The sequence below is a fragment of the Telluria sp. ZB4P34 genome, assembly GCF_059686055.1.
The window spans coordinates 1-11,834 of the sequence record NZ_JCASIF010000007.1 but is presented as its reverse complement, the minus strand read 5'-3'; the positions used below and the strand labels follow the sequence as shown (position 1 = coordinate 11,834).

General features: G+C 66.9%; 13 protein-coding genes. 2 read left to right on the top strand and 11 right to left on the bottom strand.

Annotated elements, in window-relative coordinates; all coding sequences use genetic code 11:
- Positions 1–45 precede the first annotated feature (45 nt).
- The 7 genes from AC56KL_RS13405 to AC56KL_RS13375 form a co-directional block, all read right to left on the bottom strand.
- Complete coding sequence (locus AC56KL_RS13405) at positions 46–705, bottom strand: hypothetical protein (protein ID WP_497180658.1); 660 nt, start codon at positions 703–705, stop codon at positions 46–48.
- A gap of 174 nt (positions 706–879) precedes the next feature.
- Positions 880–1,281, bottom strand: coding sequence for a VanZ family protein (locus AC56KL_RS13400; protein WP_497180657.1), 402 nt, complete (start codon positions 1,279–1,281; stop codon positions 880–882).
- 85 nt (positions 1,282–1,366) lie between these two features.
- Complete coding sequence (locus tag AC56KL_RS13395; RefSeq protein ID WP_497180656.1) at positions 1,367–1,681, bottom strand: hypothetical protein; 315 nt, start codon at positions 1,679–1,681, stop codon at positions 1,367–1,369.
- Positions 1,682–2,249: 568 nt separating this feature from the next.
- Positions 2,250–3,014 carry an SDR family NAD(P)-dependent oxidoreductase gene (locus AC56KL_RS13390; RefSeq protein WP_497180655.1) on the bottom strand — a complete coding sequence of 255 codons (765 nt, stop codon included), beginning with the start codon at positions 3,012–3,014 and terminating at the stop codon, positions 2,250–2,252.
- A 118-nt stretch (positions 3,015–3,132) separates the two neighbouring features.
- A complete protein-coding gene (locus AC56KL_RS13385; RefSeq protein ID WP_497180654.1) occupies positions 3,133–3,654 on the bottom strand; it encodes a TPM domain-containing protein in 522 nt (173 codons plus the stop codon).
- On the bottom strand, positions 3,654–4,535 hold the full coding sequence (locus AC56KL_RS13380) for a TPM domain-containing protein (protein WP_497180653.1): 882 nt from the start codon (positions 4,533–4,535) through the stop codon (positions 3,654–3,656). Before AC56KL_RS13380 ends, AC56KL_RS13385 begins: the two co-directional genes overlap by 1 nt.
- A 3-nt stretch (positions 4,536–4,538) precedes the next feature.
- Positions 4,539–5,150 carry a LemA family protein gene (locus AC56KL_RS13375; RefSeq protein WP_497180652.1) on the bottom strand — a complete coding sequence of 204 codons (612 nt, stop codon included), beginning with the start codon at positions 5,148–5,150 and terminating at the stop codon, positions 4,539–4,541.
- A gap of 157 nt (positions 5,151–5,307) precedes the next feature.
- Here AC56KL_RS13375 and pyrF point away from each other — a divergent pair, with 157 nt between their 5' ends.
- Entirely contained in the window at positions 5,308–6,129 is an 822-nt protein-coding gene (gene pyrF / locus AC56KL_RS13370; RefSeq protein ID WP_497180651.1) for an orotidine-5'-phosphate decarboxylase, read from the top strand.
- A 92-nt stretch (positions 6,130–6,221) separates the two neighbouring features.
- Here pyrF and sbcB read toward each other — a convergent pair whose 3' ends face one another.
- Complete coding sequence (gene sbcB, locus AC56KL_RS13365) at positions 6,222–7,679, bottom strand: exodeoxyribonuclease I (RefSeq protein ID WP_497180650.1); 1,458 nt, start codon at positions 7,677–7,679, stop codon at positions 6,222–6,224.
- Between the two features lie 105 nt (positions 7,680–7,784).
- The gene (locus AC56KL_RS13360; protein WP_497180649.1) at positions 7,785–8,750 is read right to left on the bottom strand and encodes a GGDEF domain-containing protein; all 966 of its coding nucleotides are present in this window, start codon (positions 8,748–8,750) and stop codon (positions 7,785–7,787) included.
- A gap of 104 nt (positions 8,751–8,854) precedes the next feature.
- Between AC56KL_RS13360 and AC56KL_RS13355 the strand changes: the two genes are divergently transcribed.
- The gene (locus AC56KL_RS13355) at positions 8,855–9,661 is read left to right on the top strand and encodes a helical backbone metal receptor (RefSeq protein WP_497180648.1); all 807 of its coding nucleotides are present in this window, start codon (positions 8,855–8,857) and stop codon (positions 9,659–9,661) included.
- 54 nt (positions 9,662–9,715) lie between these two features.
- Here the strand turns inward: AC56KL_RS13355 and AC56KL_RS13350 are convergent, their stop codons facing one another.
- On the bottom strand, positions 9,716–10,093 hold the full coding sequence (locus AC56KL_RS13350; protein ID WP_497180647.1) for an HPF/RaiA family ribosome-associated protein: 378 nt from the start codon (positions 10,091–10,093) through the stop codon (positions 9,716–9,718).
- Between the two features lie 279 nt (positions 10,094–10,372).
- Complete coding sequence (locus AC56KL_RS13345; protein ID WP_497180646.1) at positions 10,373–11,644, bottom strand: MFS transporter; 1,272 nt, start codon at positions 11,642–11,644, stop codon at positions 10,373–10,375.
- Positions 11,645–11,834: the final 190 nt, after the last annotated feature.

The window sequence follows — 11,834 nt, the reverse complement described above, 5'->3', positions numbered from 1 at the left end:
CGGCGGCGCAGGGAAGCGCCACGCAGCGGCGTACAGGGCGTGCGCCTAACGCTGGATGGCGCCGCCGGCGACGCTCACCCGGTCGCCACTGCGGAAGTCCGGCGTGGCGTCCTGGGTGATGACCTGGGTGCTGCCGTCGTCCATGCGCACCGTGACGCGGTAGCTGTTCGCGCTGGTGGCGCTGATCGTACCGGCGGCGCCGCTCGAACCGGTGCTGCCGGCGGCGCTGGAGCTGCCCATGCTGCTCGAGCTCTCGCGCGGGATGACCTCGATCGCCAGCACCGTGCTGTTCGGGGTGGCGCTCGCGCCGGCCGGACTGCCGGCTTGTGCCGACGAGCTGCCGGAGGAACCGGTGCTGCCGGAGGTGCCGGAGCTGCCGGAGCTGCCGGACTGGTCCCAGGTCGACGAACCGCTGCTGCCGCTGGTTCCGCTGGCGCCCGACGTGCTGGAGCCCCCTGAGCTGCCGCTGCTGCCGGTAGGGTTGCCGGCAGGGTCGGTGGCGCTGCCGGAACCGTAGCTGGACGAGCCGCCGGCGCCCGTTGCGCCGGTGGTGCCGCTCGAGCCGCCCGAGGTGGCGCTGCCCGTGCCGCTGCTGCTGGCGTCGCCTGATGCGTTGCTGCCGCCGCGCATGCCGGCGCACCCGGTCAGGCCCAGCGCAACAGCCAGCAAGCCCGCCAGGATCATGCTCTGGTGTTTTTGCTTCATGATCAACTCCTTATGGTGGATGTTCAATCGTGGATGTTCAATCGGATGCGTGACGATGCCACGTGCCACTGATGTGAGAGGCAGGAAGCGCGTCAGCGTTCCAGCTGACCAGGGTTGTAGCTGAGCTGAATCAAGTGGGCCCCGGGGGCCACGGATTTTCCGCAGCCGGGGGAGTCAGCGCCGGCGCGCGCTGTCCGGGTGGGGCAGGAGCACGGCCAGCGCCGTGCTGGTGAGCAGCGCCGCACCGACGTCGACCAACCAGTCGCGGATGTCGCCGGAGCGGTAGGGCAGGAAGCTTTGCACCAGTTCGTCGCCGGCGCCCATCAGGGCGATCGCCAGCACGGCCTTGACGGCGCGCACTGCGCCGCTGCCCGTGCTGCCGAGGAAGCACAGCAGGGCAAGGAAGGCGTAGGTCAGGCCGTGCAGTACCACGCCTGGCGCAAACTCGCCGACTTCGGCCCGCGCGCCGGGGATCGACCCTGCCACGATCACGGCCGCGTACAGCACCAGCGCGGTCTTGATGCGGGCGGAACGCAGGCGGGGATCGAGCAGGAGCAGCGACAGGAAAGCTGGCATGGCGGTGAATCGTCGGGCAAACGCCAACGATACCATGCCGCCCGTGTTCCCGGCCACACCGCCGGCGTGCCGGTCTTTCGGAAGCTCAGATCGTCAGCGCGGGTGCGCCGTTCGCGTAGCGGGCGTCGAAGCAGCTTTCGCAGTCGGCGCAGAACAGGTGGGCCATGCGTACGCTGTCCTGCTGCAGCACGAGTTTCAGATGGGTATGCTGGCACTTCGGACAGATTTCCCGCACGCTGCCGAAGGTCAGCAGGTTCAGGGGCACGCTGCCGTCGTCGATCTGGTCGATGACGCTCAGGGGATTGAGTTCGACCAGCACCAGGTGATCGTCGGCGTGGTGGCGCCGGCAAGCGGCGGACTCGGGCGGATGCGCGTAGGTCTCGGCGGTACGTAGACTCATAGGACAGGCTCCCATCATCGTGTGGTTTCCCGGCCCTTCTGCGCCGGGAGGAGCTTCATGATAGCCAAATCACGGAGAGCTTCAAGCCCCGCCGGAAGATTTTTCCTGGTGTATTGCCAAAAGGCAGAAAAAAATGCCCGCCAGAAGCTGGCGGGCACAACCCAAGATCGGGCCAAGAGACGCGAATCCGGTTGGTGTGTTGCACGCGGGTGCAGCACACCTGCTGCCATCACGCATATCGGTTACGTGTATCGCAGTAATTCAAGTATATGGGGTGTTTGTGACCACGCCGTGACAGTGATCAAACGTGAAGCTTGGCCAGTGAACTGTGCCAGGCCTTTGTGATCTCAACAATATCGTGAACAGGGGGCATGCTCGTCTTGTCGAACAGGCAACCGATGAGCAAAAAAAAAGCCCGCTCGAGGCGGGCTTAAAACTATTTTCTTGGAGGAGAATAGTGGAGACAGGTGCCATTATGTTGCGCCGCGAAATATATGTCTAATTTAGAATACAGATACCAGACATTAATAATTCGCATATCTTCAAACAGTAACTCTTGGGCAAGAATTTATGCGCGCACCGGCACCGTGTAGTTCAGCGCCATGCGCCCGCCGTCCGCGTACAGGGTTTGGCCAGTAATGTAAGAAGCATCCTCGCTCGCCAGGAAGGCGCAGATCGACGCTACTTCCTCCGGCTCGCCGCAGCGCCCCAGCGGCGTGCGCGACAGGATCGTGTGGCGGGCTTCCGGACTGTCGAGCACGGCCTTCCTGGCCAGTTCGGTCAGGATCGTGCCCGGCCCGATCGCATTCACGCGGATGCCGTGTGCAGCCAGGCTGATCGCGGCCACGCGGGTCAGCTGGTTGACGCCGCCTTTCGACACGACATATGGCACCTGGTTCGGAATGGTCAGTTCGGCATTGACGCTGGACATGTTGATGATGCAACCGGCCTGGCGCTTCACCATCTCGCGCGCAGCAGCCTGGCTGCACAGGAACATCGATTTCAGGTTGATGCGCAGCACACGGTCGAAGTCTTCTTCGGCCAGGTCGAGGAAGTCGGCCGCATGCGTTACGCCGGCGTTGTTGACCAGGATGTCGATCTGGCCGAATTCCTGGAGCGTGGCGGCGATCATCGCATCGACTTCCGGCTTCATGCCGACATCGGCCAGGTAGAAGCGCGCCGCCTCGCCCAGCGCCGCGGCGGCCTGGGCGCCTTCCGGGCGGACGTCGACGAGCATGACGCGTGCGCCTTCCTGTACCAGGCGGGTGGCGCAGGCCAGGCCGATGCCCTGGCTGGCGCCGGTCACGATCGCGATTTTGTTGGTGAGTCTCATGGCGGGCTTTCGTCGTATTCAAAGCCGCCATTGTATCCAGCCCGGCAAGCTGTCCGGCGACTTGCCGCGAGGCGCCGGCGGAGCCGAACGCGTACTCGCCGCCGTGGCCCACGCGCCATCACAGCATCAAAGGCTTGTCCGGCAATTCGTTGGCGCGGCTGCCGTTGGCCGGAAAGTGCTGGCGCAGCAGCTCGTTCACCTGCCCGATGGCGCCCAGGGTCGCCTCATGGAAGCGGCCTCCCTTGAAACCGTCGGTCATGGTACGGCACACGGCTTGCCAGGTGGCGCTGTCGATCTTGCGGTCGATGCCGCGGTCGGCCACGATGTCGACCTTGTGCTCGGCCAGGTTGATGTAGATGAGCACGCCGCAGTTGTCTTCGGTGTCCCACACGCCGTAGTCGGCGAACAGGGCCAGGGCGCGCTGGCGGTTGCTCACGCCGTCCCAGGCCTCGTCGACAGGCAGGGCCTTCTCGACGATCAGGCGCACTTCGCCGCGGTGGGTCTGTTCGCCTGCCGTAATGGCCTCGCTGATCGCCGTCAGCGTCGTTTCCGGAAAGGCACGTTTGGCCTCGCCGCTGCTGCTCGTCAGGTGGCGCCAGGCGCGCTTGATGCGCTGCATGAATCCCATCTCGATCCCCATTACCAGTCTCCCGAAGCGCCGCCGCCGTCGAAGCTGCCTCCGCCGCCGGAAAAGCCGCCCCCGCCGAATCCGCCGCCACCGCCGCCGAAACCGCCGCCACCGCGTCCCATGCCGCCCATGATGTTGCCGAGGATGATGCCGGTCGCGACGTTGCCCAGGCCACTGCTGCGGCGGTGGCCCCAGTGCTGGGGCGAGAGGCGGCTGCGGCGCGGGCGGAACATCGAACGCAGCAGGAAAAAGCCGATGATCAGGGGAAGGATCCCGAACAGCGAGAATCCGCCTCCGCCGTCGACCTGCACCTGGCGCTGCGGCGCCGGCTGCTGGGCCGGGGCCGGGAAGCTTTCCTTGTTCAGCAGGGTCGCAATGGCGCCGACGCCGGCCACCAGCCCCTCGTAATAATGGTTCTGGCGGAAGTGCGGCGCGATCACGTCCTGCAGGATGCGCTTCGATTGGGCATCGGTCAGCACGCCCTGCACGCCGCGTCCGGCCTCGATGCGCAGCCGGCGCAACGCGCTCGGGTTGTCACGCGCCACCATCAGGAGCACACCATCGTCGACGCCCTTGCGGCCCAGTTTCCAGGCGTCGGTGACGCGGATGCTGAACTGCTCGATCGCTTCCGGCTCGGTCGACTTGACCAGCAGGACCGCGATCTGGCTGCCGGTGCGCGCCTCGTAGTCGGCCAGCACCGCGGTGAGGCGCTCGCGCTGGCCAGGGTCGAGCATGCCGGCCTCGTCGACGACGCGGCCGCTCAGGGCCGGCACCGGCTTGAGCTGGGCGAAGGCCGAACCTGCCAGGCCAAAGGCCAGCATGCAGGCCAGCAAGCAGGCCAGAAGCGGGGCCCACAGGGAGCGTAGCGAACGGCCTTCCGTCAGCGCCCGCATCGCTTACTTGCCGAAGTCGACCGTCGGCGCGGTCGAGATCGCCTTTTCATTCTCGACCGTGAACGAGGGCTTGGTCTCGTAGCCGAACACCATCGCGGTCAGGTTGTTCGGAAACTTGCGCACGGTGACGTTGTAGTCCTGCACCGAGGCGATGTAGCGCTGGCGCGCGACCGTGATGCGGTTCTCGGTGCCCTCCAGCTGCGAGGCCAGGTCGCGGAAGCTGGCGTCGGCCTTCAGGTCCGGATATTTTTCGGAAACCATCATCAGGCGCGACAGCGCGCCGGACAGTTCGCCCTGCACCTGCTGGAATTTCTGGAACGCGGCCGGGTCGTTCAGCACTTCCGGCGTGATCTGGAAGCTGGTCGCCGCAGCGCGCGCCCGCGTGACGGACTCGAGGGTCTCGCGCTCGTGCGAGGCATAGCCCTTGACGGTATTGACCAGGTTCGGGATCAGGTCGGCACGGCGCTGGTACTGGTTCACCACTTCGCTCCAGGAGGCCTTGGTGGCCTCGTCCTTGGTCTGGAATTCGTTGTAGCCGCAGCCGGACAGCAGGGAGCCGGCCAGCACGGCCACGGCCAGGCTACGGGTCCAGCGCGAGAAAAGGGATGATGTCATGATCGTTTTGTCCATGGCAAGTTGTCGAATGGTCAAAATATACAGTATGTAAAGATAATCTGGCGCATCCAGCGGGCCCTTTCGCGGCGCGGACGGCCGGCGCCATGACTGGCAGTACAATATTGGGTTCGCCATATTCGACTGACAAGGGGCCCGAATGACATTCATCGACAAACTTTCTGCAGCATGGACCCGCAACGATTCCCTGCTGTGCGTCGGGCTCGACCCTGACCTGGCGCGCTTCCCGGCGCACTTGCAAGGCCAGCCGGACGGCATCGTCCGGTTCTGCAAGGCGATCATCGACGCCACGTCCGACCTGGCCTGCGCCTTCAAGCCCCAGATCGCCTATTTTGCAGCGCTCGGCGCGGAAGGCCAGCTCGAGGAAATCTGCCGCTACCTGCGCGAGCGCTATCCGCACATCCCGCTGGTGCTCGACGCCAAGCGCGGCGACATCGGCGCCACCGCCCACCAGTATGCGCGCGAGGCTTTCGAGCGCTACTGCGCCGACGCGGTGACCGTCAACCCCTACATGGGCTTCGACTCGGTCGAGCCTTACCTGGAATGGTCCGACCGCGGCGTGATCGTGCTGTGCCGCACCTCGAACGCGGGCGGCTCGGATTTGCAGTTCCTGGACGTGGGCGGCCGCCCGCTGTACCAGCACGTGGCCCAGCTCGTGGCCGGGAACTGGAACCGCAACGGCCAGCTGGCGCTGGTGGTGGGGGCGACCTTCCCGGACGAGATCGCGCAGGTGCGCAAGCTGGTGGGCGACATGCCGCTGCTCATTCCGGGCGTTGGCGCGCAGGGCGGGGACGTGGAAGCAACCGTGAAGGCGGGGCGCACCGCGAATGGGACGGGAATGATGATCAACTCCTCGCGGGCGATCCTGTATGCGGCGCCGCAGGCGGGGGAAGATTTCGCGGCAGCGGCAAGGCGGGTGGCGATGGAGACGCGCGACGCGATCAATGCGGCGCGGGGTTGAGCGGGCGCTGATGGTCTGCCAGGAAAATGGCGCCCCGGCCCGCGCCCTGGCCTCATTTCAGCAGAGCGCGCAGCGCCCAGGACGAAGCAGGCTCAATACCTGCTCGGCGCAATCCCTTCCGCATAGTCATACAGGGCGCCGAGGATATCCTCCGCCCGCTCGTCCGCGTTTTCGGACAGCGCATCGATCTCCATAAAGAGCTGGTCCACCGTCCGCGCCCCGCCCGCGCCCTCGAACAGCCGCGCCGCGCGGTGCGCTTCCCATAGTTCCCGCTCGTCTTCCGACAGTGTGTGCGGGAAGTTGCGCGCCCGGTAGCGGAAGAACAGCTCGCCCAGGCGCTCGTCCTCGAACGAGGGCCGCATGCCGGCCAGCGCTTCCGGCTTTTCATGGCGCAGCGATTCCAGCTTGCGCCGGTCGCCGTTGCCGACGAAACCGCCGTACAGGTCTTCGTCCACGTCCACCTCGCCGCCCACGGCCGGCTTCTTGAAGACTTCCGCCCAGATCGCGCTCATGTTGCGGCCCGCAGTTGCTTCCACAGCCAGGGCGGCATGGGCGCGCGCCTGCTCGACGTCGATGTTCCAGCGCGCCGCCATGGCGGGCTGCAGGGTCTTGAGGTTCCCGACCAGCATCGGCGACTTGTTCAGGTGCACGCTCTTGATCGGCAACCGCGTCATCCCTTCCGGCATGTCGGCGCTGCGGGTGAACAGGCGGGTGCGGATCGTCTCGACGTCCAGCTCGAACAGTTCCGAGGGGTCGTGGCGGCAGTCCCACACCAGGATCTCGTTCTTGTTGGTGGGATGCTGGGCCAGCGGCCACACCAGGCCCAGGCAGCCGTGTTCGACCGGGAACATGCCGGACACGTGCAGGAAGGGCTGGCGCTGGGCCGGTTCCAGGTGCAGGCCCATCTCGGACGCGACCCGGTCCTTGCGGCGCAGCTCCAGGCAGAAATCGAACAGCTTGGGCTGCTGTTGCCTGATGAGCCGGGCGAGGGCGATGGTGGCGCGCACGTCCGACAGCGCATCGTGGGCCGCGTCGTGGACCAGGCCGTTGGCCCGGCTCAGGTCTTCCAGCCGGAAGCTGGGCTTGCCGTCTTCCTTGCTGGGCCACGCGATGCCGTCGGGGCGCAGCGCATGGGTCATGCGCACCACGTCCAGCAGGTCCCAGCGGCCGCAGCCGTTCTGCCATTCGCGCGCGTACGGGTCGATCAGGTTGCGCCAGAACAGGTGGCGCGTCACTTCGTCGTCGAAGCGGATGGTGTTGTAGCCCACCCCGATCGTGCCGGGCTCGCTGAAGGCGGCTTCGATGCGGCGCGCGAATTCCACTTCCGGCACGCCATGCTCCAAGCAGTGCTGGGGGGTGATGCCGGTGATCAGGCAGGACTGCGGATCGGGCAGGAAGTCCGGCGCCGGCTGGCAGTACAGCATGACCGGCTCGCCGATCTCGTTGAGCTCGGCGTCGGTGCGGATGGCGGCGAACTGGGCCGGGCGGTCGCGGCGCGGCGTCGCGCCGAAAGTTTCATAGTCGTGCCAGAGGAAGGTATGCGTGCTCATGTGTTCTGATGGTGGCGCCGGGTCAGCGGCGGGCAGGCGCCATGGTGGCACAGATTGCGCCCAGCGTCAGCCGTCGCGGCCAGTGCGATGGGCGGAAAGCCGGCGCTACGCGCTGACGCGGTCGCGCCCGGCTTCCTTGGCGCGGTACAGGGCCGCGTCGGCCGCGGCCAGCAGCATCTGCTCGTCGCCGCCCGGGAGCAGGCTGGCCACGCCGAACGAGCCCGTGATGTGGGGCAGGGGCAGGCGCATGTCGGGGAAGACGATCGCCGTGCGCAGGCGCTCGGCCAGGCGCTCGGCCACCATGTGGGCCAGGCCTGCCTGGGTATCGGGCAGCACGGCCATCAGTTCTTCGCCGCCGTAGCGCACCGCGAAATCCGACGGCCGCAGCGACTCGCGGATCACGCCGGCGGCGGCCGCCAGGGCGGCGTCGCCGGCCAGGTGCCCGTGGGTGTCGTTGAAGCGCTTGAAGTGGTCGAGGTCGATCATGATGATCGACAGCGGGCCGCCGTCCTGGCGCGCGCGCGCGGCCAGCTTGGGCAGCATCTCGTTGAGCCAGGCGCGGTTGAACAGGCCCGTCAGGCTGTCGTTGAGCGAGAGCTGGCGGTAGAACTCGCCCAGCTTCTGGCGGCGCCGGAGCTGCGCATTCGCATGCCGCACCCGGAAGGACAGCAGGCGCAGCAGGTTCTTCGCCAGCACGTTCGAGCGGTCGATCAGCTGCCACACCAGTTCCGGTTCGATCACCAGCAGTTCGCAGTCTTCCAGCGCGGTCATCGCGGCCAGGTTGACGGCGTCGTCCAGCACCGCCTGCTCGCCCACGCTTTCGCCGGGCAGCACGCGCGTGATGCCGCTATCCTCGCTGCCGCTGTGGGCGTCCGGCGCCACTTCCAGGGTCCCCGACAGCACGATGTAGAGTCGCGCCCGCAAGCCGTCCTCGACGCGCCGGCCGGCTGCCACATGGATCACCGCGCAAGGGGCGAGGGCCGCGGCGACGGCCGGGTCGCCGGCGTCGCGGAACAGCGCCAGGTCGCGCGTACTGTAGGGGGATGCACCGAAGGTGCCGATCGGGTCCAAGTGATTCTCTGAAGGAAAGCGTCGTTACGTCCGGGAATGATAACCTATTGCAACTCCCCCGCGTGGGCTGGCGTTCCAGAAACAACAGTGGTCAAATGGCGGCCATGACGACTGCCCACTACCTGGTCGATGCCCTCGGCCACGCACATTCTCCCGCGCCCGGCGCCCGCATCGTGTCGCTGGTGCCCTCGATAACCGAATTGCTGTGCGATCTCGGCCTGGCCGGCCAACTGGTCGGCCGCACCGGCTTTTGCATCCATCCACGCGCGCTGGTGGAGGCGATTCCGAAGGTCGGCGGCACCAAGGACGTGAACATCGACAAGATCCGCAGGCTGGCGCCGACCCACCTGGTGGTCAACATCGACGAGAACGAAAAGCCGACGGTCGAGCGCCTGGCCGGGTTCGTGCCGAACGTCGTCGTCACGCATCCGGTGGCGCCGCGGGACAACCTGGCGCTGGCGCGCCTGATGGGCGCCATCTTCGGCGTGGAAGAGGCGGCCGAACGCTGGTGCGCCGCGTTCGAGGCCGAGTACGCGGCCCTGCGCGCACTGCCGCCGGCGCCGCCGCGCACGGTGCTGTACTGCATCTGGCAGGATCCATGGATGAGCGTGTCCGGCGACACCTATATCGCCGCCATGCTGGCCGAGCTGGGCTGGACCGTTGCGCATCTCGGCGAGGCGCGCTACCCACGTTTCGAGTGGTCCGGACAGCTGGTCGGCCAGCTCGACGCGGTCCTGCTGTCCACCGAGCCCTACCGCTTCACGGAAGCGCATGCGGATGCGCTCGAGAAGCAGCTCGGCATTCCGGTATTCCTGGTCGATGGTGAAATGATGTCGTGGTACGGCAGCCGCGCGCTGGCGGGCCTGCGCTACCTGCGCGAACTGCGGGCGATGCTGGAAGGGGGCAGGTAGAAAAGCACGCCCAGGAGCCGGGCGTGATTCGATACGCAGGCGATCAGGGTTCGATCACGAATCCGTGAGGTGCTTGTCTGCGAGTGCATCGACTGCGGGCGCCGCGTGGCCGTGCCGGTCTTTGTCCTGCAGGCGGCCGAGGGCGCTGTCGAGGGCGCGCGCCAGCTTGCCGCCGGCATTCTTGATCGACTGGCGCAGGTCGGCCGAATGCTCGTGCACGACGATCGGCTGGTAGCCGCTGACGCGCGCTTCCATCATGCAATAGTTGCCGCCGTCGGCGCCTTTTTCCCTGTTCTCATTGCTCAGGTGCACGTCCACACGGGTGATATGCTCGCCGAAGCGCTCGATCGAGCCGCGGACGACCGATTCCACGTGTTCGTCCAGGCCCTGGTGATTGGTGATGGTGCGGTCGGTATTGACGTTGATCTGCATGTGCTTGCTCCTGTTGTCATAACGGCTTCATCTTACCCGCGGCCCGGTTTTGGCCGCGTCCTGTTATGACACGTGGGGCCGGTCCGGCAACTTGCAAGGCCGGCCATACGCCGTTAGGGATCAGCGGCGGCGCCGATCGGACTGCCTGCATTGAAGGGTGGCTGCCGATGGCGGACAGGTAGCCGGGGCCGGTGGCCTTGCCGTCGCAGGCGACCACCTTGCCGGCGGCGCCGTGGATGAGCACCACGCCGGTCGCCGGCACGCCCGGCGCTTCGCGCTTTACGCCCGGGCCTTTTCGTCCTTGTCCTGCTGGTGGTGCGGGAAGCGGTCCATGCGCGACAGTACCGGGAACAGCAGCGCCCACAGCCCGGTCACGGCCAGCGTGGCCGCGCCGCCCAGCAGGATGGCGCGCACCAGGCCGAGCCAGCCGGCAGTGACGCCCGATTCGAATTCGCCCAGCTCGTTCGAGGCGCCGATGAACACCGAGTTCACGGCGCTCACGCGCCCGCGGATGTCGTCCGGCGTCTCGTACTGTACCAGCAGGTGGCGGATGTAGACGCTCACCATGTCGGCCGCGCCCAGGATGAACAGGGCGCCCAGCGCCACCGGGAAGCTGCTGGTCAGCCCCATCGCCAGCGTGCACAGGCCGAACACGGCGACGCCGCCGAACATCCACAGGCCGACCCGGCGCGTGATCGGATGGAAGGCCAGCACGATCGAGCACAGCGCAGCGCCCGCGCCGGGCGCCGTGCGCAGCAGGCCGAGGGCGGTCGGGCCGGCATGCAGCACGTCGTGCGCGTAGGCCGGCAGCAGGGCAGTAGCGCCGCCGAACAGCACCGCGAACAGGTCGAGCGAGATCGCACCCAGCACGATCGGGCGCGAGCGCACGAAGCGCAGGCCCTCGAGCAGCGATTGCCAGCTCACGGGGCCCTGGCTGCGCACCTGATGGGCGGCGCGGGTGCGCGCCATGCACAGCACGGCGACCGCGAGCAGGCTGGCCGCGACCATGTGCACGGTCATCGGCCCGAACACGTACAGCAGGCCGCCGACGATCGGGCCGGCGATCACGGCCACGTGGAAGGTCGAGGAGCCCAGGGCCACGGCCTGGCTGAAATCGCGGTCCGGCACCAGGTTCTTCAGCACCGCCTGCGAGGCCGGCATCATGAAGGCGCGCGCGGAGCCGAACAGCACCAGGATCGCGAACACCGGCCACACGACGGCGCCCTTTTCCGTGCCGGCGGTGGCCGTGAAGCCGACCAGCAGCAGGCTGCACAACAGCTGGGTGGCCATGCACAGCACCACGATGTTGCGCCGGTTGTAGCGGTCGGCCACGTGGCCGGCCCACAGGATCAGCACCAGGAAGGGCGCGAACTGCGCCAGGCCGATCAGGCCGAGGTCGAACAGGCTGCCGGTGATCTGGTAGACCTGCCAGCCGATGGCCACGCTCTGCATCTGCACCGCGAGCGTGCCGAGGAAGCGCGCGGAGAGATAGAAGGAGAGGTTGCGGTTGCGCAGGACGGCCAGGCCGCTGGAAGGGGACAGCAGGGACATGGAAGGATCTCTGGACGATGCTTGGGCTTGGTAGCCTTGCATTGTGCCCCAAAAGTCCGGTTTCCGTAGGGTGTGTTAGAGCAAAGTTGTAATGTCCGGATCTAGCAAAGTTGAAATGTCCGCTTTTGCTAGATAGCTCATGCTGTCGACTCCGAATCGTTTGGAGTCCAGTGTGAGCAAGTCCGGGAGC